Genomic DNA, 21,509 nt, shown 5'->3' with positions numbered 1-21,509 from the left:
CCGGAACAAAAGATCATCGGCGATGATCGGGAAGTGGCCGGAATATAAGGGCACAGGGGACGGCGCGCAACCGTTCCGGCTTGACAGGGTGGGGCGCCCAACCCCATGTCGGGCGGGCGAACCGGCGGGAAATTCCGGGTTTTTCGAGGTCTAGATGGCCGATCAGGACGAAAAGATGGGATCCGGGAGCTCAGCCAAGCCGTCCTTGAAGGTGCTCCTGTGCTCGCCGCGCGGCTTCTGCGCCGGGGTGGTCCGGGCCATCGATTCGGTCGAGCAGGCCCTGAAAATCTACGGCCCTCCGGTCTATGTTCGCCACGAGATCGTCCACAACCGCTATGTGGTCGAAAGCCTGCGCGCCAAGGGCGCCATTTTCGTCGAGGAGCTGGCCGAGGTACCTGAGGGCACCAAGGCGCCGGTGATTTTCTCCGCACATGGGGTGCCGAAATCGGTGCCGGACGAGGCGGCGGGCCGCAACCTGTTCGCGCTCGATGCCACCTGTCCGCTGGTCACCAAGGTGCATCGCGAGGCCGAAATCCATTACAAGCGCGGCCGCGAGATCGTGCTGATTGGCCACGCCGGTCACCCCGAGGTCATCGGCACCATGGGGCAACTGCCGGCCGGCGCCGTGAGCCTGATCGAGACGCTCGATGACGCCGATCGCTTTGCGCCGCGCGATGCCGCTTCGCTCGCTTATGTGACGCAGACGACATTGTCGGTGCAGGACACGGCGGCGATCGTCGAGCGGCTGAGGCAGCGTTTCCCCGCCATCGTCGGCCCGCACAAGGAAGACATCTGCTACGCCACCACCAACCGGCAAGAGGCCGTGCAGCGCGTCGCGCCCATCGTTGACGCCATGATCGTCGTCGGCGCGCCGAACTCGTCGAACTCGCAGCGCTTGCGCGAAGTCGCCGAGCGCGCCGGCTGCGCCCATGCCGCTTTGGTGCAGCGCGCCGCCGATATCGACTGGGGCGCTTTCGGCAACATCGCGCGCCTCGGCATCACGGCCGGCGCATCAGCGCCGGAAATCCTGGTCGAGGAAATCATTGATGCCTTTGCCGCGCGCTATGACGTGAGCGTCGAGACGGTGTCTGCGGCCGAGGAGGGCGTTTTCTTCCCGCTGCCGCGCGCACTGCGCGAAAACCAGGCGGCGGAGTAGGCGCTCATGGCGGTCTATACCGATGTTACCACCGACGATCTCGCGCGTTTTCTTTCCCGTTACGACATTGGCGAATTGCTCTCCTACAAAGGCATCGCTGAGGGCGTCGAGAACTCGAATTTCCTCGTTCACACGAGCAAAGGTCATTTCATCCTCACGCTTTACGAAAAGCGCGTGGCGGAAAAAGATCTGCCGTTCTTCATCGGCTTGATGGAGCATCTGGCCGCGCGCGGGCTGAACTGTCCGCAACCGGTGAAGACCAGCGACGGCAGTGCGCTGGGCATGCTGGCGGGGCGACCGGCAGCGATCGTCACCTTCCTCGATGGCTTGTGGATCAGAAAGCCCAGCGTTGGCCATTGCGCCGCAGTCGGCGAAGCGCTGGCGCAGTTGCACATTGCCGGCAGCGATTTCGCGATGACGCGCGCCAATGCGCTGTCGGTGGAAAGCTGGCGGCCTTTGCTCGATCGCGCTGCTGCGCGCGGCGATGACGTGCGGCCGGGCCTGTGCGCCGAGGTCGCCAAAGAACTCGACGTGCTTGAGAAATCCTGGCCGCGCGATCTGCCGCAGGGCGTCATTCACGCGGACCTGTTTCCGGACAATGTGTTCTTCCTCGGCGATAAGCTGTCGGGCCTGATCGATTTCTATTTCGCCTGCACCGACACGCTCGCTTATGACGTGGCGATCTGCCTCAACTGCTGGTGCTTTGAGCCCGATCATGCGTTCAATGTCACCAAGGGCCGCGCGCTCTTGAAGGCGTATCAGACGGTGCGGCCGCTCTCGGCCGCCGAATGCGCCGCGCTGCCGATACTGGCGCGCGGTGCGGCGATGCGCTTCCTGCTGACGCGGCTTGTGGACTGGCTCGCGGTGCCGGAGGGGGCGCTGGTCAAGCCGAAGGATCCGCTCGAATATTTCCGCAAGCTGCGCTTCCACCAGTCGGTGACGAGTGCGACCGATTACGGGCTGGACGCATGATCCCGAAAAGTGGTCACCGGTTTTCGACCAAGATCATGTGCAAAGCAAAGCCATGAGCGACCAGCGCGTCACGATTTACACCGATGGCGCCTGCTCGGGGAATCCGGGGCCAGGCGGCTGGGGTGCCATCCTCACCTTGGGCGACACACGCAAGGAAATATTCGGCGGCGAGGCCCACACCACCAACAACCGCATGGAGCTGATGGCGGCGATCTCGGCGCTTGAAGCGTTAAAGCGGCCTTGCACCGTCGATCTGCACACCGACAGCCAGTATTTGCGCAACGGCATCATGAGCTGGATTCACGGCTGGAAGAAAAACGGCTGGCGCACGGCGGACAAGAAGCCAGTGAAGAATGTCGATCTGTGGCAGCGTCTCGACGACGCGCTCAAGCCGCACAATGTGCATTGGCACTGGGTCAAGGGCCACGCCGGCCATCCGATGAACGAACGCGCCGATGAACTGGCGCGCGAAGGCATTGTCGCTGCCCGCGCTGGCGCCAAAGGCGCAATGAGCAAGACGTAACGGTCTTTCCCGCCTGCTTGCGCCACCCTCCTTGCATTGCAGGGGACGAACGGTGGGGCATCGGCCCTAGTTCGTCGCGAATTCTGTGCTCTCATTTTATGAACTGATTCGTTTTACGCGAGAGTTCCCATGACCTGGTTCCGCAATCACTATGTCTGCACCGTCTGCGAGGGGCACTGGCATCTCGAGGCGGCGGAAACCGACAGCGCTCACTGTCCGCACTGCCGGGCCTATGACGTCGCGCCCTATCGCAGCGATGACTTCTCGCGCGTCATCGATCGGGACGGTTCGCGCTTCGTCGTGATGGAATGCACCAAGGTGACCCGGCGCGGGCCAAACTGGCGTGTGGTGAAGCGCTTCGATACGCAGGATGCGGCGCGGGCGTTTGTCGCCGCGCGTTGATCCGCCTCATGGAGAGGCGGCGCGCAGCGCTCCTCAGGATGAGGGCCGCTATGCCGCTTCGAATTGCAACTTTGCCAGCCGCGCATAGAGCCCGCCCGACGCCGAGAGCTGGGCGTGCGTGCCTTCCTCGACGATGCGGCCCTTGTCGATAACGAGGATGCGGTCGCAGGACAGCACGGTGGCAAGCCGGTGCGCGATGACGATGGAGGTGCGCTGCTGCATCAGTTGCGTCAGCGCCTTCTGCACCAAGGTCTCGCTTTCGGCATCGAGTGACGAAGTGGCCTCGTCGAGCAAGAGCAGCGGCGCGTTGCGCAGGATGGCGCGGGCAATCGCGATGCGCTGGCGTTGTCCCCCCGACAAGGTGATGCCGCGCTCGCCGAGTTGCGTGTCGTAGCCTTGCGGCAGCCGCGTGATGAACTCGGTGGCGTGCGCGGCTTCCGCGGCGCGCTTCACATCGTCGTCGCTCGCGTCCGGATTGCCGAAGCGAATGTTGTCGGCAACGCTTGCGGCGAACACGACGGTTTCTTGCGGCACCAGCGCGATGCGTTGACGCAGGTCCGCAGGCGCGGCCGTTGGCAGATCCACGCCGTCGAAGCGGACGCGCCCGCTGGCCGGATCATAAAAGCGCAGGATCAGATGGAAGATCGTGCTCTTGCCGGCGCCGGAAGGGCCGACGAGCGCCAGGCGTTCGCCGGTGTTCACGGCGAACGATAGGCTGTCGAGCACGAAAGTTTCTGGTCGCGTCGGATAGGCAAAGCGCACGTCGTCGAACGTGACGGCGCCACGCGCCGGCACCGGCATTGCAGCGGGATTGGCCGGCGCCTTGATCTCCGGCTCGACGTCGAGGATTTCGAACAGCCGTTCGGCTGCGCCGGACGCCTGTGAAATTTCGCCCCATACCTGAGACAACTCGCCGAGGCCGCCGGCGGCGAACACCGCGTACAGCACGAACTGGCCGAGCCGGCCGGGTGTGATGTCGCCGGCCAGCACATCCTGCGCACCCACCCACAACACCAGCACAACGCTGGCGAAGACGAGAAAGATGGCAATGGCGGTGAGCACCGAGCGCGCCCGCGTTGCGCCGCGCGCGGCGTTATAGGCGTCTTCGACCGCGCCGGAGAACCGTCCCTTGGCCGTCGCTTCGTTGGTGAAGGCCTGCAGGGTGCGCACCGCGCCGATCAACTCGCTGGCATAGCTGGAGGCTTCGGCGAGCGTATCCTGCGCCTGGCGGCTCTTCTTGCGCACGGCGCGACCGTAGCCGACCAGCGGCAGTACGATGACCGGGATGACACCGAGCACGAACAGCGACAGGCGCGGTGAAGTCACGACCATCATGGTTGCGCCACCGAAGAACAGCACAAGGTTACGTAACGCGATGGACACCGAGGCGCCGACCGCGGATTTGATCTGCGTGGTGTCGGCGGTGAGCCGCGAGATCATCTCGCCGGTCTTGGCGGAATCGAAGAAGCCGGGCGACAGACGGATCAGATGTGCGAATACGTCGGCGCGCAGGTCGGCGACGATGCGCTCGCCAAGCGTGGTGACGAGATAGTAGCGCAGAGCGCTCGAGGTCGCGAGCACGGCCACCACGGCGATCAGCACGCTGAAATAGGAGTTGATGAGTTCGGCTGCCTGCGCCGAAAAACCGAAGTCGATCATGCGTCGCACCGCGACCGGCACCACCAATGTGGTCAGGGCGGCAACGATCAGGGCGATCAGGGCGGCGAAAGCGCGGCCGCGGTAACGGACGATATAGGGGACGAGCCGTTTGAAGGGTTTAACATTGACCCTTCGGCTGTCGGTGGGGGCGCCCGGCTGCGGCGTTCCCAACCCCCGGCCTTCACTGGCAAAACTCATGCGACGCGCTGCCTTTTCTCATCCGATGACGCATGATCTGGCCCGAAACGGGTTTCCCTTTCGGGATCATGCACTGAAACGCCTCGCCCGGGCGCCAGAAGGGTCTAAACTAGGCCGGAACATGCCCCGGGGCGTTGTCCTGGGTCAATTCCGCCGGCAGGGCCAGTGACTTGCCGCAGGCCGCTTCGTCATGTATAGACCCGGCCAATTCCAAGCCAATTTTGACGAATTTTCGGGTCGCCCGACCGGCCCGACCCTAGCTCGATGGAACCATAGCGATGAAGGCCGAAATCCACCCCGACTACCACACCATCAAGATCGTGATGACGGATGGCAGCGAGTTCACCACCCGCTCCACCTGGGGCAAGGAAGGTGACACGATGAATCTCGACATCGATCCCAAGTCGCACCCGGCCTGGACCGGTGGCCAGCAGCAGATCATGGATCGCGGCGGCCGCGTCTCGCGCTTCCAGAAGAAGTTCTCGGGCTTCCTCAAGGAAGACAAGAAGTAAGCGATTTCCGCTTTGCGGAATTGAAAAGCCCCGGGGCATCGCCCCGGGGCTTTTGCATTGTCGGATGTCAGTGCGCGGTGCTTAGGCGCTTTCGCGGCCAAACGCTGCTTTCAACAGACCAAGCTGGTGCTCGACCGGATTGATCGACGGCGCCTGTTCGTCCGGCACGGTATGAATGGTCTGGTCGAGGCGGCGCACCTGCATGCGCAGCTTCTGAGCGCGGTCGATAAGGTCGCGCAGCTGCTGCGGCAACAGCTCGACGTTGTTCGGGTCGTGGTTGTCGAGCGCCGACAGTTTGACCTTGGTCTTTTCCTTGTTGGCCTGGGCGAGCGACATCTCGCCTTCCTTCACGGCGCGGTGCAGGAGCAGCCAGGACGCGATCTGCATCAGCCGCGTCGTCAGCCGCATGCTCTCGGTAGCGTAGGCCAGCGCCGCGGCACGGGCGAGCTGCTTGGATTCGGTGCGGCCCGGACCGTCGAGATAGCCGGCGGTTTCCTCCACCAGCGCCATGCCGCTGCGGAACAGCTCGGAGAAGGCCTGTGAGTTCGCCAACCGCTCGCCGAACGCCACCGGTTCATGCGGGTTAACCATACTGTGCTCGGACATACGCTACGCCTCACCAAAACACTGAACGCGCCGCTTGTAATTGTTCTTAGGCGCTCTTTGCCGTTGCCGGACATTGACGGATATTTAGCCACGGCCCGGCGCCGTTCACGATTGGGTAAGGATGCGCGCCACCGGTCGTTCTGTCCATATCCTCGGCCGGCAAAGCTTGCGACATAGTTGCTACGGCTGCGGAAACCACAGCCCAGATCGGACCTTTGCGTCAAAACGGCACAACGGCCGCGAACAAATATAAAACAACTTACAAAAAAAGGAGCCGCCGTTGCCGGCGGCTCAAGTTCGATAACAGGGAGGCGTCAAACAGAGTGGACAGGAGCCACTCAAAGTCCATGAAGATGGACAGATCTCAGTAATAGGCGGGAAAGCTTAATGTCGCGTTAAGCTGTGAATTAGGTTGCGACTTAACAATTGCGTCGCCGCACCAAATTACCACCGCCGTTAACCATATTAACTCTTGAAGAACTGATCGGCGGCGGCGCGCTTGGCATGCTTCTGCGCCTTGTCGGCTTCGAGTCTTTTGATTTCGTCCTGAAGCAGGCCGATCCGCGCCGTGATCTCATCGACCGAGAGCAGACTGAGATCCTGCCCCACCTCATGCGCGATTTTCTTTTTCGGCCGGTCATCGTCGTCGAAAGCTGCCATGGTCGTCGTCCTCCCGCAGCCGGAAACTACCTCCCAAGGCGCGGGTTGTCACACCGCGGACTGCTGCCTAAAGAAGTGGTGAAATACCTGCCTCGCAAGTTCCAGCCTGGAAAGGGCCGCTTATGTCCGCGCTTCCCGCCCGCATTACCGTCATCGGCATCAAGGAACCTGGAGGGCCTGAAGTGCTCGTGCCCGAGCAGCGCGACATGCCGGAACTGGCGGCTGATGAGGTGCTGATCAAGGTCGCTGCGGCTGGCGTCAACAGGCCGGACGTCATGCAGCGGAAGGGCCTCTATCCGCCGCCGCCGGGCGCCCCCGACATTCCCGGTCTTGAAGTCGCCGGCGAACTCGCCGCGATCGGCTCGGCCGTCAAGCGCTGGAAGGTGGGTGACCGCGTCATGGCGCTGGTGGTCGGCGGCGGTTACGCCGAATACTGCAAGGCGCATGTCTCGCACATCCTGGCGGTGAGCGGCTTGCCGATGGTGGAAGCGGCCGCCGTGCCGGAAACCTTCTTCACCGTCTGGCACAATGTGTTCGAGCGCGGCGCTCTGAAGGAAGGCGAGACGTTGCTGGTGCATGGCGGCTCTTCCGGCATCGGCACCACGGCGATCCAACTGGCCAAGCATTTCGGTGCCAAGGTCATCGTCACCGCAGGTTCCGACGACAAATGCGACGCCTGCCTCAAGCTCGGCGCCGATGTTGCGATCAACTACAAGACGCAGGACTTTGTCGCCGAGGTGAAGAAGGCGACCGAGAAGAAGGGGGCTGAGGTCATCCTCGACATGGTCGGCGGCGACTACATCGAGCGCAACTACGAAGCGGCGAGCGTGGAAGGCCGTATTGTGCAGATCGCGTTCCAGGGCTCGCCGAAGGCGACGGTCGATTTCCGTCGCATCATGCTCAAGCGCCTGCACCATACCGGTTCGACGCTGCGCTCGCGCTCGGTCGCCGACAAGGGCGCAATCCGCGATGCGATCGAGACCCACGTCCTGCCGCTCGTTGCTGCGGGCAAGATCAAGCCGGTCATCTACAAGACCTTCCCGCTCCAAGAGGCTGCTGCGGCACACGCCCTGATGGAATCCAGCGCCCATATCGGCAAGATCGTGCTGACGGCTTGACGGCAGGCCCCGAAAGCCTAGGAAAACCTTGTCGGCTTAGGCTTAACCCACGAAAATACCGTATGTTTTCGCGTTAAGCCTATTCGCTGCCACATTCTGGGGGCATCGGTAAATGCTTGCCGGGTGGCCTCATCGCCCGCTACTCATCTTAGCGGGGCGCCCAGCGGGATATCGTCTGGTCGAAAAGCGGGTTCGGATTTTGAAAGCTGCCGTGCACGGACTGTTGAGTGCGCTCGTGCTCGCCGCAGCGATGGTGGCGAGCGTCGGCGCGCATGCCGTGGAAGCGGTCAACGTTCGTCTCGACACTCCGGCTATCGACCTCACTGCCGCCACCCAGCGTCAGCGTACCGAAAACGATCGCATCCAGGTTTCCACCGCACCTGGCCCCGACGGCATCGTGCGCCGCATCGAGGTCCGCGGCCGCGAGGCCAACACCAACTGGGCCGTGTTCGCGCTCACCAATAATTCGGACGAGCAGATCGACCGGCTGATTGTCGTTCCGCACTACCGCATGGTCGGCTCCGGCTTGATCTGGCCCGATCTCGGCCTGTCGCGAGTCGTAGCCATCACGCCGTCCTCCGGCGATCGTCCGGTTCGGCAGGAGAGCAACGCCGCCGACATTTTCCGCGTCACGCTCGACCCCGGCACGGTGATCACCTTCGTCGCCGAACTGCGCACCGGCAATCTGCCGCAGATCTATCTGTGGGAGCCGGACGCCTACAAGGACAAGGTCAACTCCTTCACGCTCTATCAGGGCATCGTTATCGGCATTGCCGGCCTGCTGGCGCTGTTCCTCACCATTCTCTTTGTGGTGAAGGGATCGGTGATGTTTCCGGCCGCGGCGGCATTGGGCTGGGCGGTGCTGATCTATATCGGCATCGACTTCGGCTTCTGGGGCAAGGTATTCGATATGTCGGCCGGCGCCGAGCGCGTCTGGCGCGCCTGCGGCGAGGCGATCCTGTCGGCGACCTTGCTGGTGTTCTTGTTCGCCTACCTCAATCTGTCGCGCTGGCACGTCCGTTATGCCCACATCACCATCGCCTGGCTGGCGGCGCTTGCTGCGCTGGTTGCGGTTGCGGTGTTCGATCCGGCCGTAGCGTCGGGCATCGCGCGCATTTCGCTGGCTCTCATCGCTGTGTTCGGCCTGGGGCTGGTGATCTACCTGTCGACGCATGGCTTCGACCGCGCCGTGCTCCTGATCCCGACCTGGATCCTGCTGGTGGTGTGGACCTTCGCCGCGGGCCTTGCCGTCACCGGCGCCGTGCAGAACGACATTATCGGCCCCGCCTTGCTCGGCGGTCTGGTGCTGATCGTGATGCTGATCGGCTTCACGGTGATGCAGCACGCTTTCGCCGGCGGCATCACCCACGGCATTGTTTCCGACGTCGAGCGACGCGCGCTGGCGCTGACCGGCGCCGGCGACATGATCTGGGACTGGGACGTCTCCGCCGACAAGGTGTTCACCAGCCCCGAAACCGAACACACGCTCGGCCTCAAGCGCGGCGCGCTCGAAGGCCCCGCCGCCAGTTGGCTTGAATTCCTGCACTCGCTCGACCGCGACCGGTTCCGCGCGTCGCTCGATAGCGTGCTGGAACAACGTCGCGGCCGACTCACGCAGGACTTCCGCCTGCGCGCCGCCGACGGACATTATGTGTGGTTCACGCTGAAGGCCCGGCCGGTGGTCGGCTCCGACGGCGAAGTCGTGCGCGTGGTCGGCACGCTGACCGACGTCACCGATTTCAAGAACGCTGAAGAGCGCCTGCTGTTCGACGCCGTGCATGACAATCTCACGGGCCTGCCGAACCGCGAGCTGTTCATCGACCGCATGGAAGCGGCGTTTGCCTTCGCGCGCTCCGATAGCAATATCCGACCGTCGGTGATGGTGATCGACCTCGACCGCTTCAAGCAGGTCAATGACTCGGTCGGCATCGCGGTCGGCGATTCCATTCTGTTGACCATTGCCCGCCGGCTCGGTCGCGCGCTCAAGCCGCAGGACACGTTGGCCCGCCTGTCCGGCGACCAGTTCGCCATCATTCTCCTGTCTGAGAAGGAACCGGCACGCATCGTATCCTTTGCCGAAACCTTGCGCCGCGCGCTGCGCGCACCGATCGCATTCAATGATCGCGAAATCTTCCTCACGGCTTCGATCGGTCTGGCGCTGGCCGAAGGCGCGCCGCACCGGACCGAGGAAGTGCTGAAAGACGCCGAACTGGCGATGTACTACGCCAAGCGCATTGGTGGCGACCGTATCGAAATCTTCAAGCCGGCCATGCGTGCGCGCAAGACCGACCGGCTTACCATGGAATCCGAACTGCGCCGCGCCATCGAACGGCAGGAAATCAAGGTGCTGTTCCAGCCGATCGTGCGGCTGGAGGATCGCGCCATCGCCGGCTTCGAGGCGTTGTCGCGCTGGGATCATCCGAAAATGGGGCGGCTGTCGCCGGCCGAGTTTATTTCCATCGCCGAGGAAATCGGCCTGATCGTCGATCTCGGCCTGTTCGTACTCGATCACACCGCCAAGCAACTGGCGCGCTGGCAGGCCGAACTGCCGCGTGGGCATGAGCCGGTGTTTGCATCGGTCAATGTGTCGTCGCGGCAGTTGCTGCGCCACGATCTGATCCAGGACCTGCGCGGCGTTCTCTCCCGCACGCCGATCACGCGCGGCTCGCTCAAGCTCGAGATCACCGAGAGTCTGGTGATGGAAAACCCCGAACACGCTGCACAGATGCTGACCCGCATCAAGGAACTGGGGGCCGGGCTGTCACTCGACGATTTCGGCACCGGGCATTCGTCGCTGGCTTACCTGCAGCGCTTCCCCTTCGACACCATCAAGATCGACCAGTCTTTCGTGCGCACGACATCGCGCGGCACCCGGCCGGTCATCCTGCGTTCGATCATCGCGCTGGCGCACGACCTCGGCATGGAAGTGGTGGCGGAGGGCGCCGAGACCGACAGCGATGCCGTCGAGCTTTACCAGATGGGCTGCGAATATGCCCAAGGCTTTGCCTTCGGCGAGCCGATGACCTCCGACGAGGCGCTGGATCTGCTGATCGAAAAGCCGGCGCGGCCGCGCACGCTGAAGATCGCGTCCGAGTGACCCGTTGACGTCATTCCGGACGCCGCGCAGCGGCAATCCGGAATCCAGAAACAAACTCAGTCGTCTATGGTGGCTGGATTTCGGGTTCGCGCCAACGCGCGCCCCGGAATGACGATTTAAGCGTGGCCCGCTTCGTTCGACAGGAAGCTGAGGTCGATGCCGATCTTGCGCAGCGCCTTGTTGTATTTGGCGCCGGTGTCCACGCCGAAGATCAGTTCGCTGTCGGCGGCGCAGTGCAGCCAGCCGTTCTGCTGGATCTCCTGCTCGAGCTGGCCCGGCGCCCAGCCTGCATAACCCAAAGCGAGGATCGCGCTCTCCGGCCCCTGGCCATGCGCGATCGCCTTGAGGATATCGAGCGTCGCGGTGAGGCAGACGCCTTCGTCGATCGGCAGCGTCGAATTCTCGATGAAGAAATCGGCCGAGTGCAGGACGAAGCCGCGCCCGGTTTCGACGGGGCCGCCCTTGAGCACCTTCACATCGCCGGCCTCGACCGGCAACTGAATGCGCTCATTCGCCGGAATGACTTCGAGCTGCACGAGGAGATCGGGAAACTTGATGTTCGCGGCCGGCTGATTGACGATAATGCCCATCGCGCCTTCACTCGAATGGGCGCAGACATAGATGACCGCGCGTTCGAAGCGCTCATCGGTCATCGTTGGCATGGCGATCAGCATCTGGCCGTCGAGATAGCCGCGCGCGGTCGGCGTTGCCGACGCGGTGGAGCGGCGCGAGCCTTTCGCTTTCGGCAGAGTCTTGATGGGACGTGAGGCGGGCATGGGTAAAGGTTATCCGATCGGCGGTGCTTTGCCAACAAACCGCAGTTTGATGGGGCCGCGTGAATTGGAAATCTGCGCGTCAATTGTGGCGAAAAACGCCATGCGCCAAGTTGCTGCCCAGAAGATGCTCACCTCTGCTCACAATGAGTTCAATGGCGCGGCGGCGCCGTTCTGATTAAACGTATGCGCATGAAGATCCGTCACGGAATAATTCCTTGCGTTGCCGCCGGCCTGGCTTTGGTCGCGGCCGCTCCGGCGCTGGCCGCCGATACGTCGGCCTGGAGCCAGGATACCAAGTCCGCGGTGCGGCTGATCGCCGGCGCCAACACCAAAGGCGCGCCGCTGCGCGCCGGCATTGAGATCAAGATGCAGCCGGGCTGGCATACCTACTGGCGCTACCCCGGCGACTCCGGCGTGCCGCCGCGCTTCTCCTTTGCCGGGTCCGACAACGTCAAATCGGCGACGGTGCGTTTTCCGGCGCCGCTGTTGTTCAGCGACGGCGGTGGCCAGTCGATCGGCTACAACGACAGCGTGATCTTTCCGGTCACCATCGTGCCGAACGATCCGGCCAAGCCGGTGATCGCGCGACTCAAGATCGAATATGCGGTGTGCGAGAAGCTGTGCGTACCGGCCGAAGGCAAGGCCGAGCTGCCGGTCGGCGCCGCGCCCAGCACGCAGGATGCGGCGCTGAAGGAAGCCGAAGCGCGTGTGCCCCAGCAGGTCACGGCGGCTGCACTGGGGCTTTCGGTGCGCCGCGTCAACGACGCCGCCAAGCCGCTGGTCGCGCTGGACCTCAAGGCGGCCGGCGACAAGCCGATGCAGGTGTTCGCCGAAGGGCCATCGCCGGACTGGGCTTTGCCCATTCCCAAGCCGGCGCAGGGCGCGCCGGCCGGCCGGCGCCATTTCGGCTTCGAGCTCGACGGCCTGCCGCCGGGCGCCAACCCCCAGACCGCTTACAATCTGACTTTCACGGTGGTCGAGGGCGACCGCGCTTATGAGGTGACGACGCGGCTCGACTGACCGGCCTCGGCTCTGTCCGAATCGTGGCTTTCCAGCAGGCGCATTTTCCGCATGCGAAGCGGTTTCCCCTGCGCGGGAAAATGCTCTAGGTTCTGCCCCGGTATCGCAATCCGCTACACCAAATCTACCAAAGCCGAGAGGAAACCCATGACCATCAAGGTCGGTGACAAGCTGCCTGCTGCAACGTTTCGCGTGATGACGAGCGAGGGCCCCAAGCCCCGGACCACCGACGAGGTGTTCAAAGGCAAGAAGGTGGCGCTGTTCGCCGTTCCCGGCGCCTTCACGCCGACCTGCTCGAACCTGCACATGCCGAGCTTCCTCAACAACCTCGCCAACTTCAAAGCCAAGGGCGTCGACACCGTGGCGGTGGTTTCGGTGAACGATCCCTTCGTGATGAAGGCCTGGGCCGAGAAGAGCGGCGGCGACGGCAAGATCGATTATCTCGCCGACGGCAGCGCCGAATTCACCAAGGCGATCGGCATGGATTTCGACGGCGCCATGCCGGTGCTCGGCATCCGCTCCAAGCGCTATTCGATGCTGGTCGAGGACGGCACCGTGAAGCAGCTCAACCTGGAAGACGCGCCGGGCAAGTGCGAGCTGACCAGCGGCGACGCGCTGCTGAAGCAGATCTGAGGTCATAAGCGCCTCCAGCGATGAGTTGATGGCCGGGCATTTGCCCGGCCATTTCTTTTTCGGCGGGTACTTTCTCTGTCATTCCGGGGCGCGGCCTTCTGGCCGCGAGCCCGGAATGACGAGCGGACATGACTCATCGCCCGCATTGTTTGGTCGGCCCCGGGCAGGCCGCAGTCCAAGACCTTCATTCCATCGCCCTTCGATAACGAGGGCGCGCGGAACGCCGGGGCCCGAACAGCCCCGCAGCCTCGCGTGATGTGTGAGTTAGATTCACGCGAGCGTCGTCACCACGGAATTGCCGGACTTCCGGCGTTCCGCACGCGGTGTTTCTAGGTTTGCTCCGCGCCGTTCCCGGTGGTCGTCCGTTCGTCATCGGCCTGTTCGCAGCCCGACAACGCTCCACCGAAGGGGCAGGCAACTCGCCGGTCCTGTTCTGACTCAGGACCGGGTACCGGCCGTCAGGGCCCCGGCACGCGGCAGGCGTGCAGGAATCCCGGCGCGGCTTGGACCGCCGGGAGGGGAAACTGCGCCGCATCTCCGACGCCCCGAACCCGGCCACCGCTCCCCGCCCCAGCATCTGGAGACGCTGATCAGACACCCCTCGCTAGATGGGGCGGGATGCAGGGGAATATAGGCCTAGGCTTAAATACAGTCAAGCGGCTTTTTGAATAAATTCCGTCCTCATCCTGAGGAGGGCGCGCTTGCGCCCGTCTCGAAGGATGGGGCGGCCTCGATCCTTCGAGACGCCCTCGCTGCGCTCGGGCTCCTCAGGATGAGGCCGATCGATTAGCGCGGTTCGGCCCAAACGGAAGCCTCCCAATACGGCAGCCAATTCGATAGGGGATGCCCGGTCTTGCGATGTTCAATTCGAGTTAGCACAAACGCCGAATGCCCTTCGATATGGCTATAGCGATAACTGTAACGCCACTCCGTACTTCCAATCATATCTGTCCCCGCCGTGGCCGTCATTGTTTGTGTGCCACTGTCCCACTCGAGATAGCCTGGCAGGTCACTGACACCGAACCCGTTCGGTGCGACCTTCACGGCGAAGGCCATGGACCTTGGCGTGTGCGATGTCAGGTCCGTGAACGCCATGCTCCGCGGGATAATATTTCCGCAGGGAACCATTGCGATCGCCCTTCCTTTCGGAGCTGGCCGTACGATTTTGATCGGAATATCTTTTAGCCAAAATGCGTAATTGCATTCCCGACCGATAACGGCGCGCAACTGGCGCGGAATTTCGTCGGTCTTGCGATATTCGATCTCGTCCCGGTCGGGCGGGAAAACAATGTGATCTCGATTGCCGCGCGAACTGCTTTGTGCCGACGCGGGCAAGATCGCTGCAACACACAAAAAAAGCGCACAGGCGATGGCCCATAAGCGCATTACCGTCCCCGCTTCTTATTTGTCCTGAAGCCGCCGCGCTGGCCGGGTTTGCCGGCCGTGGAGCGCGGGCCTTCGCCCTTGCGCGCCGGGATCGATTCGACGCCGGGGCCCATTTCATCGAGATTGGGCTTGCGCGGACCATCCTTGCGGTCACCCGGCCGCGCCGGCTTGAACTCGTGCCAGGTGGCGATGCCCATTTCGTCGAGCACAGGCTTGTGCGGGCGCGATAGCGGATCGACTTTCGCCGCCGCCTTCTCGTTGGCCTTGGCGGCCGCCTTGTTGTGGCGGCGCAATTTCGGATCCTGCGTGATCATCACATTGCGGACGGTCGGGTTGTCGACCACGGCCAGTTCGGTTTGGCGCAGGCGCTTGAGTTCGTCGCGCAGGCGTGCGGCCTCCTCGAAGTCGAGATCGGCGGCGGCTTCGCGCATGCGCGTCTCCAGATCGGCCAGCACGCTTTCGAAATTGTGGCCGATGGTGGCGGCGTCGCCGAATTCGCCTTCGCTGTTCTTAGCCCCGGTCGAAATGAGAACGTGGTCGCGCTCGTAAACGCTGTCGAGAATGTCGGAGATGCCTTTCTTGACGCTCTCCGGCGTGATGCCGTTGGCGGTGTTGTATTCGATCTGCTTTTCGCGGCGGCGCGTGGTTTCGTCCATCGCGCGCTGCATGGAGCCGGTCACCTGATCGGCGTAGAGAATGACCTTGCCGTCGACGTTACGCGCGGCGCGGCCGATGGTCTGCACCAGCGACGTCTCCGAGCGCAGGAAGCCTTCCTTGTCGGCGTCGAGAATGGCGACCAGGGCGCATTCGGGAATGTCGAGGCCCTCGCGCAGCAGGTTGATGCCGACCAGCGCGTCGAAGGCGCCCAGGCGGAGGTCGCGGATGATCTCGATGCGCTCCAGCGTGTCGATGTCCGAATGCATGTAGCGGACGCGGACGCCCTGCTCATGCAGATATTCGGTGAGGTCTTCGGCCATGCGCTTGGTCAGCACGGTGATCAGCGCGCGATAGCCCTTGCGCGACACCTCGCGCACTTCGCCGACGAGGTCGTCGACCTGCGTGCGCGCCGGGCGCACCTCGACCGGCGGATCGATGAGGCCGGTCGGACGAATGACCTGTTCCACGAACACGCCGCCCGACTCGTTGAGCTCCCAGCCGGCCGGCGTCGCCGACACCGCGACGGTCTGCGGCCGCATCGCATCCCACTCCTCGAAGCGCAGCGGGCGGTTGTCCATGGCGGAGGGCAGGCGGAAGCCGTATTCGGCCAAGGTCGCCTTGCGCCGGAAGTCGCCTTTGAACATGGCGCCGATTTGCGGCACCGTGACGTGGCTCTCGTCGGCGAAGATCAGCGCATTGTCCGGCACATATTCGAACAAGGTCGGCGGCGGCTCGCCGGGCTGGCGGCCGGTGAGATAGCGCGAATAGTTCTCGATGCCGGCGCAGGAGCCGGTGGCCTCCATCATTTCCAGATCGTAGCGCGTGCGCTGTTCGAGCCGCTGCGCCTCGAGGAGGCGGCCGGCGCCGTTGAGCTGGTCGAGCCGCATCTTCAGTTCGCGCTTGATGCCGTCCATGGCCTGGATCAGCGTCGGGCGCGGCGTGACGTAATGCGAGTTGGCATAGATCTTCACGAATTCCAGCTCGTCCGTCTTGGCGCCGGTGAGCGGATCCATCTCCTCGATCTTCTCGATCTCGTCGCCGAACAAATGCACGCGCCAGGCACGGTCTTCGTAGTGCGCCGGGAAAATGTCGATAGTGTCGCCGCGCACGCGGAAGGAGCCGCGGAAGAAATCGCCCTGCGTGCGCTTGTACTGCAGCGCGATCAGGTCGGCGAGCAACTGGCGCTGTTCCACCTTGCCGCCCTGCTTGAGGGTGAAGGTCATCGCCGAATAGGTTTCGACAGAGCCGATACCGTAGATGCACGACACCGAGGCGACGATGATGACGTCGTCGCGTTCGAGCAGCGCGCGCGTCGCCGAGTGGCGCATGCGGTCGATCTGCTCGTTGATCGAGGATTCCTTCTCAATGTAGGTGTCGGTGCGCGGGACGTAGGCTTCCGGCTGGTAGTAGTCGTAGTAGCTGACGAAATACTCCACCGCGTTGTCGGGGAAGAACGACTTGAACTCGCCATAGAGCTGGGCGGCGAGCGTTTTGTTCGGCGCGAGGACGAGCGCGGGGCGCTGCGTCTGCTCGATCACCTTGGCCATGGTGAAAGTCTTGCCCGAGCCGGTGACGCCGAGCAGCACCTGGGTGCGGTCGTGGCGCGACACGCCTTCCACCAGTTCCTTGATCGCCTGCGGCTGGTCGCCCTTCGGCTCGAAGTCCGACTTGATCTGGAAGCGCAGGCCGCCTTCGGATTTCTCCGGGCGCGGCGGACGGTGCGGCGTCCAGGCGCCGCCGGCCGTGGCGAATTCCGGCCGGCCTTCGCGCAGCAGCCGCTCCAGCGACTCCGCGGTGGCGGCGACGCCCATCGAAGACAGGCCGCCGGGGCCGGTCGGCAAGTCGGCCTTGGGCAGGCGATATTTCAGCGTGTCGGACAGGCCGAGTTCCTCGGCCAGCTGCGGATCGATGCCGGTCACCGGCGGGCCGTCGAAGTCGGCCTCGTAGCTTTTTTGCGGCGCCTCCTCGAACCCTTTCGCCGATTTGCGCGCACGATGTTCGGCGGCATTGTCGGCGCGGCGGTCCCAGGAATTGTCCGGCGGCGGCTGCAGGCCGGAACTTTCGCCGGTGCCGGAACCCAGGCCCGCGGTGCCCTTGTTCAACGCCGGATTAAGGATGTCGGCCAGCGCCTGCGGCACCGCCGGGGAATCCGGCCGGTTTGCCTTGGAGCGGGTCGGCTTTGCTGGATCTTTGGGCTTCTTGGGAGGGGACTTGGCCATGGCGGGAATATGGGGCGAGTCCGGGGAGGATGAAAGGCAGCTTGACGGAACCCGCTGACAGTTTCCGGCAGTAGCATTTGAAACCGGTGCTCTGCCGTATTATCGCGGCGTACCGCCTTTGCGGGCGGCGCCTGTAAGGGATTCGTCACGAACCGTGTGGCAGGAAAGGGGACGCCTGAGGCCGCGCGGCCGAGAATCACCTACTGTTCGTATCGCCAATGCCCATGACCGACGTGCCCAGCCCCGTTCCTGCCGCCATGCAAGCCGACGCCGGTGTCTTCGACCTGGCGCCTGTGGCGCTGTGGCTGGAAGATTATTCCGGCGTCAAAGCACTGCTCGAAGGCTGGCGGCGCGCCGGCGTCATCTCGCTGCGCGAGCATCTTGCCGGCCATCCGGATCGTGTGCGCGAATGCGCATCCCGCATCCGCGTTCTCAAGGTCAACCGCAAGACGCTTGAGCTGTTCGCCGCCAAGGACATTGAGCACCTGGTCGGCAATATCGGCCACGTGTTCCGCGACGACATGCTGACCACCCACATAGAGGAGCTCGTGCAGCTCTGGGAGGGCAAGACCGCATTCACCAGCAACGCCGTCAACTACACGCTCGACGGCGACCGGCTCGACATCCAGCTCAAGGCGACCATTCTGCCCGGGCACGAGGACGACTGGTCGCAAGTGCTGCTCTCGACCGAGGATGTCACCGATCGCGAGGATGCGCGGCGGCGGCTCGCCGGCAGCGAGAATTATGCGCGCGGCCTGTTCGCCCATTCGCCGGTGTCGCTGTGGGTGGAAGACTTCTCCGGCGTCAAGCGCCTGATCGACGAAGTGCGGATGCAAGGCATCACCGACCTGCGCGTCTTCACCGACGTCCACGAGGAATTCGTCGCCCGCTGCATCAGCGAGATCCGCATCGTCGACGTCAACAAGCACACGCTCGAGCTGTTCGGCGCGCCGGACAAGAAGACCCTGCTGTCGAGCCTGCCTGTGGTGATGCGCGACGAGATGGAGCCGTGCTTCCGCGAACAGCTCATCGATCTGTGGAACGGCAAGCTGTTCCAGCAGCGCGAGGTGGTGAACTACACGCTGGATGGCACCAAGCTGAACCTGCTGCTGCAGTTCTCGGTGTTTCCCGACCGCGAGCATGACTGGTCGCTGGTTCAGGTTGCGCTCACCGACATCACCGCGCGCAAGAAGGCCGAAGCCTATCTTGAATATCTCGGCAGCCACGACGCGCTGACCAAATTGTGCAACCGCACCTTCTTCGCCGACGAGCTCAACCGCCTGGACCGCAAGGGTCCGTGGCCGGTGACCGTCATCATGGCCGACCTCAACGGCCTCAAGGCCGCCAATGACGAACTCGGCCACGCCGCCGGCGATCAACTGCTGCGCCGCGCCGGTGAGGTGCTCAACTCCATCGTCGACAAGCCGGCGCGCGCCGCGCGCATCGGCGGCGACGAATTCGCCGTCATCCTGCCCGGTACCGAGCGTGCCGAAGGCGAGACGATGATGAAAGTGATCGGCGACCTGATCGGCATCAACAACGAGTTCTACACCGATCTGCCGCTGTCGCTGTCGATGGGTATCGCCACCAGCCAGCCCGGCGAGCGGCTGGAGCAGGTGGTCAAGCGCGCCGACCTCGCCATGCTGGAAGCCAAGCGTGCGCACTATGCGCAGGCTGAATTCGACCGGCGGCGCGTGGCGGCGTCGTAATCGACATGATGGCGCTCGCCCCTTCACGGCGAGCATCCGCCCGGATTTCCGCCTCTCTACCTTAGCCACAACGACGGTTCAGCCACGACGACGTGCTGCAGTTTGCGGCGGGCTTGCGCTTCTCCGAAATGCTATTTATAGTTGAATAGATAGAAAAAGCACTCTGTTTATTCCTTTCACCTTGTTACAATCGCGCCCTTCATTCCTGGCGCGCCGGTCTGTTCGATACTACCGCAAGTTAGGTGCGGCACGCGCGATGTGTCGTTGTGTATTTTCAAACAGTGGGAGGGACGCGTGGGAAATCTTGAGCCGGTCCTCAGCTTGACCGTCAATGGCGGGCAAAACGCTTACTCACTCGACGCGGTCGTGTTCGTTCCTAATGGCTGCTACTTCGGCAACGGCGCTCAGCGCGGGGTGCCGCTTGGCTTGTCCGTGACGCCGGAGACGGAAAGCGTCATTCTGCATCTCGGCCGTCATGAAGGCGTGATGTGTACGCAGGGCGTCACACCGGTGCGCTTTCAACTGGCCGGCATTCCGATCTCGCTTGGCAAGACCAGACTCACTGCCTTTGTCGTGATGAACGGCGTCGTTGTCGGGGCGTCCTCGATCGCCGTCCCATCCGGCAACGAGAGCGAACTGGCTGCGCTGACCACGCTGGTCGCTCCGCAAAGGAGCGGAGCCTGGATTGGCCCCGGCGAGGTCGGTGGCTGGATCAACCGGATGCCGATAGGGCCATCGAGTGTTCATATCCGCGTTGGTATGTGGGCGCCGACCAGTGGCTATCTCTATCGCCTCACCATGGTTGGGCCCTTCGGCTTCACCGGCCGCACGCTCTTGTGCGATCTCCTCGCCACGCGGCCGAGCGGCATCGCGCTTGATGTGATTTGCCATACTATCGTGCCCGCGGACGGGCCGCTCGGCCCGGCAGAGCAGTACGACTCGGTGCTGGTCCGGTTCGAAGGCACGTTGGCGGGCGGGCGCCTCAACGAAGTATCCTAGCGCGGCGTGATGGCCTCGGGCTTTGAAAGCCTGGTACGGCACGATTGATCCACCGCAAAGTCGGCGGCCGGGCGGCATGACATCCTGCTTTTGCAGAAGATACCGTCCGGAGTGTCATCATGTCCGATCAAGCACATACGTCCAATCAGGCCCAGCCCGACGACCTTGCCGCGCAATTGCGCCGGCTGCAGGCCGATCTTGATGCCATCAAGGACACGCTGAAGCAGGCCGGCAAGCGCGAAGCGCAGTCGGCCATGCGCGAAGCGCAGTCCGCGATGTCGAGCGTCGAGGCCTATGCCCGCGCCAATCCGAATGCACTGATTGCCGGTGCGGTCGGCGTCGGCGTTCTGCTCGGACTGCTGCTGCGGAGGCATTGATGATCGGCATTCTTGTCGATGCCATCGCCGCGGAAATCGGCCGCGTGCTGCGCGCGTTGACGTTGCGCGCGCTGCTGGCGCTGGTCGCCTTCGCGCTGCTGCTGGCCGCTTTCGTCAGCGGGCTGGCGCTGCTGTTCGTCTATCTGCAGGAAACATTCGGCACGATGTACACGCTGGCGGCCATCGCCGGTGGCAATGTGCTGGTGGCGGCGATCCTGCTGGCTTTGGCCTTCAACGGGACGCGCCGCCCGGCGCCACAACCGCAGAAGGCGGCGGCGACCGAAGCCGACGAGGTGCGCGCCACCATCGCCGCCACCGAGCGCGCGGTGAACGAAGCCGCCGACGCGCTGCGCGAGGGTTCGCATGAGCGCATGGTGCAGGCGGTTACGACCGCGATCGTCACAGGCATCGTGCTGGGGCGAAGGCTCTGACGCCGCGGCCAGAACCCGCGTTGGCGCTTGAAAGCACGAAAGTGAGCGGTCACACTCGTTGAGCCAATCCGCGATCAGGAGCCCGCCATGCTCGCTCTGCGCCCGAACTGCGAATGCTGTGACAAGGATCTGCCGCCGGATGCGGCGGACGCGATGATCTGCACCTTCGAGTGTACGTTCTGCCGCGACTGCGTCGAGACCCGGCTCGGCGGTGTCTGTCCGAACTGCGGCGGCAATCTCGAACGCCGGCCGCTTCGCCCGGCGGGCAAGCTCGGCAAATATCCGCCGCAGACGGAGCGGGTGTTCAAGCCGCAGGGCTGCGGCCAGGCGGCGTAGTTTTTTTCGCAGTCATTCCGGGAGGGCGCGTTAGCGCCAGACCCGGAATCCAGAGGCAAGTTC

21 protein-coding genes are annotated in these 21,509 nt (G+C 63.7%); 15 read left to right on the top strand and 6 right to left on the bottom strand.

Annotated elements, in window-relative coordinates; all coding sequences use genetic code 11:
• Positions 1 to 154 precede the first annotated feature (154 nt).
• The 4 genes from ispH (at position 155) to DXH78_RS01360 (ending at position 3,053) form a co-directional block, all read left to right on the top strand.
• On the top strand, positions 155 to 1,156 hold the full coding sequence (ispH, locus tag DXH78_RS01375; RefSeq protein WP_245416697.1) for a 4-hydroxy-3-methylbut-2-enyl diphosphate reductase: 1,002 nt from the start codon (positions 155 to 157) through the stop codon (positions 1,154 to 1,156).
• A 6-nt stretch (positions 1,157 to 1,162) separates the two neighbouring features.
• The gene (locus DXH78_RS01370) at positions 1,163 to 2,128 is read left to right on the top strand and encodes a homoserine kinase (RefSeq protein ID WP_115515380.1); all 966 of its coding nucleotides are present in this window, start codon (positions 1,163 to 1,165) and stop codon (positions 2,126 to 2,128) included.
• 52 nt (positions 2,129 to 2,180) lie between these two features.
• Positions 2,181 to 2,651 carry a ribonuclease HI gene (gene rnhA / locus DXH78_RS01365; RefSeq protein ID WP_115515379.1) on the top strand — a complete coding sequence of 157 codons (471 nt, stop codon included), beginning with the start codon at positions 2,181 to 2,183 and terminating at the stop codon, positions 2,649 to 2,651.
• Positions 2,652 to 2,780: 129 nt separating this feature from the next.
• Complete coding sequence (locus tag DXH78_RS01360; RefSeq protein ID WP_115515378.1) at positions 2,781 to 3,053, top strand: hypothetical protein; 273 nt, start codon at positions 2,781 to 2,783, stop codon at positions 3,051 to 3,053.
• 48 nt (positions 3,054 to 3,101) lie between these two features.
• Here DXH78_RS01360 and DXH78_RS01355 read toward each other — a convergent pair whose 3' ends face one another.
• The gene (locus tag DXH78_RS01355; protein ID WP_115515377.1) at positions 3,102 to 4,910 is read right to left on the bottom strand and encodes an ABC transporter transmembrane domain-containing protein; all 1,809 of its coding nucleotides are present in this window, start codon (positions 4,908 to 4,910) and stop codon (positions 3,102 to 3,104) included.
• A 278-nt stretch (positions 4,911 to 5,188) separates the two neighbouring features.
• Between DXH78_RS01355 and rpmE the strand changes: the two genes are divergently transcribed.
• Complete coding sequence (gene rpmE, locus DXH78_RS01350) at positions 5,189 to 5,422, top strand: 50S ribosomal protein L31 (RefSeq protein ID WP_115515376.1); 234 nt, start codon at positions 5,189 to 5,191, stop codon at positions 5,420 to 5,422.
• 81 nt (positions 5,423 to 5,503) lie between these two features.
• On the opposite strand, the gene rcdA is transcribed toward rpmE, so the two are convergent.
• Entirely contained in the window at positions 5,504 to 6,028 is a 525-nt protein-coding gene (rcdA, locus tag DXH78_RS01345) for a protease adaptor protein RcdA (RefSeq protein WP_115515375.1), read from the bottom strand.
• Between the two features lie 465 nt (positions 6,029 to 6,493).
• Positions 6,494 to 6,688, bottom strand: coding sequence for a DUF1192 domain-containing protein (locus DXH78_RS01340; RefSeq protein ID WP_115515374.1), 195 nt, complete (start codon positions 6,686 to 6,688; stop codon positions 6,494 to 6,496).
• A gap of 122 nt (positions 6,689 to 6,810) precedes the next feature.
• On the opposite strand from DXH78_RS01340, the gene DXH78_RS01335 reads away from it, so the two are divergent.
• Positions 6,811 to 7,806 carry an NAD(P)H-quinone oxidoreductase gene (locus tag DXH78_RS01335; protein ID WP_115515373.1) on the top strand — a complete coding sequence of 332 codons (996 nt, stop codon included), beginning with the start codon at positions 6,811 to 6,813 and terminating at the stop codon, positions 7,804 to 7,806.
• A gap of 250 nt (positions 7,807 to 8,056) precedes the next feature.
• Positions 8,057 to 10,903 carry an EAL domain-containing protein gene (locus tag DXH78_RS01330; protein WP_115517663.1) on the top strand — a complete coding sequence of 949 codons (2,847 nt, stop codon included), beginning with the start codon at positions 8,057 to 8,059 and terminating at the stop codon, positions 10,901 to 10,903.
• A gap of 116 nt (positions 10,904 to 11,019) precedes the next feature.
• On the opposite strand, the gene DXH78_RS01325 is transcribed toward DXH78_RS01330, so the two are convergent.
• Positions 11,020 to 11,679: a YqgE/AlgH family protein gene (locus tag DXH78_RS01325; RefSeq protein ID WP_115515372.1), complete on the bottom strand. Its 660-nt coding sequence runs from the start codon at positions 11,677 to 11,679 to the stop codon at positions 11,020 to 11,022.
• Here DXH78_RS01325 and DXH78_RS19725 point away from each other — a divergent pair.
• From DXH78_RS19725 to DXH78_RS01315, 3 genes are all read left to right on the top strand, one after another.
• On the top strand, positions 11,678 to 11,854 hold the full coding sequence (locus tag DXH78_RS19725; RefSeq protein WP_168192670.1) for a hypothetical protein: 177 nt from the start codon (positions 11,678 to 11,680) through the stop codon (positions 11,852 to 11,854). The two genes, DXH78_RS01325 and DXH78_RS19725, sit on opposite strands and share 2 nt — an antisense overlap.
• A 14-nt stretch (positions 11,855 to 11,868) precedes the next feature.
• A complete protein-coding gene (locus tag DXH78_RS01320) occupies positions 11,869 to 12,699 on the top strand; it encodes a protein-disulfide reductase DsbD domain-containing protein (protein WP_115517662.1) in 831 nt (276 codons plus the stop codon).
• 147 nt (positions 12,700 to 12,846) lie between these two features.
• On the top strand, positions 12,847 to 13,332 hold the full coding sequence (locus DXH78_RS01315) for a peroxiredoxin (protein WP_115515371.1): 486 nt from the start codon (positions 12,847 to 12,849) through the stop codon (positions 13,330 to 13,332).
• 786 nt (positions 13,333 to 14,118) lie between these two features.
• Here the strand turns inward: DXH78_RS01315 and DXH78_RS01310 are convergent.
• Positions 14,119 to 14,718 carry a hypothetical protein gene (locus DXH78_RS01310; protein WP_115515370.1) on the bottom strand — a complete coding sequence of 200 codons (600 nt, stop codon included), beginning with the start codon at positions 14,716 to 14,718 and terminating at the stop codon, positions 14,119 to 14,121.
• On the bottom strand, positions 14,718 to 17,594 hold the full coding sequence (gene uvrB / locus DXH78_RS01305) for an excinuclease ABC subunit UvrB (protein ID WP_115515369.1): 2,877 nt from the start codon (positions 17,592 to 17,594) through the stop codon (positions 14,718 to 14,720). Before uvrB ends, DXH78_RS01310 begins: the two co-directional genes overlap by 1 nt.
• A 218-nt stretch (positions 17,595 to 17,812) precedes the next feature.
• Here uvrB and DXH78_RS01300 point away from each other — a divergent pair, with 218 nt between their 5' ends.
• The 5 genes from DXH78_RS01300 (at position 17,813) to DXH78_RS01280 (ending at position 21,446) form a co-directional block, all read left to right on the top strand.
• Positions 17,813 to 19,303: a sensor domain-containing diguanylate cyclase gene (locus DXH78_RS01300; protein ID WP_210209487.1), complete on the top strand. Its 1,491-nt coding sequence runs from the start codon at positions 17,813 to 17,815 to the stop codon at positions 19,301 to 19,303.
• A 294-nt stretch (positions 19,304 to 19,597) separates the two neighbouring features.
• Positions 19,598 to 20,302 (top strand): hypothetical protein, encoded by a 705-nt coding sequence (locus tag DXH78_RS01295; protein WP_147292551.1) that lies wholly within the window; start codon positions 19,598 to 19,600, stop codon positions 20,300 to 20,302.
• A 119-nt stretch (positions 20,303 to 20,421) separates the two neighbouring features.
• A complete protein-coding gene (locus DXH78_RS01290) occupies positions 20,422 to 20,679 on the top strand; it encodes a hypothetical protein (protein ID WP_115515366.1) in 258 nt (85 codons plus the stop codon).
• Positions 20,679 to 21,110, top strand: a complete 432-nt coding sequence (locus DXH78_RS01285) for a hypothetical protein (RefSeq protein ID WP_115515365.1) — start codon at positions 20,679 to 20,681, stop codon at positions 21,108 to 21,110. The genes DXH78_RS01290 and DXH78_RS01285 overlap by 1 nt, the downstream gene beginning before the upstream one ends.
• A gap of 87 nt (positions 21,111 to 21,197) precedes the next feature.
• A complete protein-coding gene (locus tag DXH78_RS01280; RefSeq protein ID WP_115515364.1) occupies positions 21,198 to 21,446 on the top strand; it encodes a DUF1272 domain-containing protein in 249 nt (82 codons plus the stop codon).
• The last annotated feature ends 63 nt before the right edge of the window (positions 21,447 to 21,509 follow it).

The sequence above is a fragment of the Undibacter mobilis genome (genome assembly GCF_003367195.1).
Lineage (GTDB): Bacteria > Pseudomonadota > Alphaproteobacteria > Rhizobiales > Xanthobacteraceae > Pseudolabrys > Pseudolabrys mobilis.
This window is presented reverse-complemented; position numbering and strand designations above follow the sequence as displayed.

Bases quoted from the DNA above. Each gene is read 5' to 3' on its own strand.
- DXH78_RS01370 (WP_115515380.1), top strand. From the start codon at position 1,163: ATGGCGGTCTATACCGATGTTACCACCGACGATCTCGCGCGTTTTCTT.
- DXH78_RS01335 (WP_115515373.1), top strand. From the start codon at position 6,811: ATGTCCGCGCTTCCCGCCCGCATTACCGTCATCGGCATCAAGGAACCT.
- DXH78_RS01340 (WP_115515374.1), bottom strand. From the start codon at position 6,688: ATGGCAGCTTTCGACGACGATGACCGGCCGAAAAAGAAAATCGCGCAT.
- DXH78_RS01300 (WP_210209487.1), top strand. From the start codon at position 17,813: ATGCCCATGACCGACGTGCCCAGCCCCGTTCCTGCCGCCATGCAAGCC.
- ispH (WP_245416697.1), top strand. From the start codon at position 155: ATGGCCGATCAGGACGAAAAGATGGGATCCGGGAGCTCAGCCAAGCCG.
- rpmE (WP_115515376.1), top strand. From the start codon at position 5,189: ATGAAGGCCGAAATCCACCCCGACTACCACACCATCAAGATCGTGATG.
- DXH78_RS01320 (WP_115517662.1), top strand. From the start codon at position 11,869: ATGAAGATCCGTCACGGAATAATTCCTTGCGTTGCCGCCGGCCTGGCT.
- rnhA (WP_115515379.1), top strand. From the start codon at position 2,181: ATGAGCGACCAGCGCGTCACGATTTACACCGATGGCGCCTGCTCGGGG.
- rcdA (WP_115515375.1), bottom strand. From the start codon at position 6,028: ATGTCCGAGCACAGTATGGTTAACCCGCATGAACCGGTGGCGTTCGGC.
- uvrB (WP_115515369.1), bottom strand. From the start codon at position 17,594: ATGGCCAAGTCCCCTCCCAAGAAGCCCAAAGATCCAGCAAAGCCGACC.
- DXH78_RS01315 (WP_115515371.1), top strand. From the start codon at position 12,847: ATGACCATCAAGGTCGGTGACAAGCTGCCTGCTGCAACGTTTCGCGTG.
- DXH78_RS01310 (WP_115515370.1), bottom strand. From the start codon at position 14,718: ATGCGCTTATGGGCCATCGCCTGTGCGCTTTTTTTGTGTGTTGCAGCG.
- DXH78_RS01290 (WP_115515366.1), top strand. From the start codon at position 20,422: ATGTCCGATCAAGCACATACGTCCAATCAGGCCCAGCCCGACGACCTT.
- DXH78_RS01360 (WP_115515378.1), top strand. From the start codon at position 2,781: ATGACCTGGTTCCGCAATCACTATGTCTGCACCGTCTGCGAGGGGCAC.
- DXH78_RS19725 (WP_168192670.1), top strand. From the start codon at position 11,678: ATGGGTAAAGGTTATCCGATCGGCGGTGCTTTGCCAACAAACCGCAGT.
- DXH78_RS01330 (WP_115517663.1), top strand. From the start codon at position 8,057: ATGGTGGCGAGCGTCGGCGCGCATGCCGTGGAAGCGGTCAACGTTCGT.
- DXH78_RS01325 (WP_115515372.1), bottom strand. From the start codon at position 11,679: ATGCCCGCCTCACGTCCCATCAAGACTCTGCCGAAAGCGAAAGGCTCG.
- DXH78_RS01355 (WP_115515377.1), bottom strand. From the start codon at position 4,910: ATGAGTTTTGCCAGTGAAGGCCGGGGGTTGGGAACGCCGCAGCCGGGC.
- DXH78_RS01285 (WP_115515365.1), top strand. From the start codon at position 20,679: ATGATCGGCATTCTTGTCGATGCCATCGCCGCGGAAATCGGCCGCGTG.
- DXH78_RS01280 (WP_115515364.1), top strand. From the start codon at position 21,198: ATGCTCGCTCTGCGCCCGAACTGCGAATGCTGTGACAAGGATCTGCCG.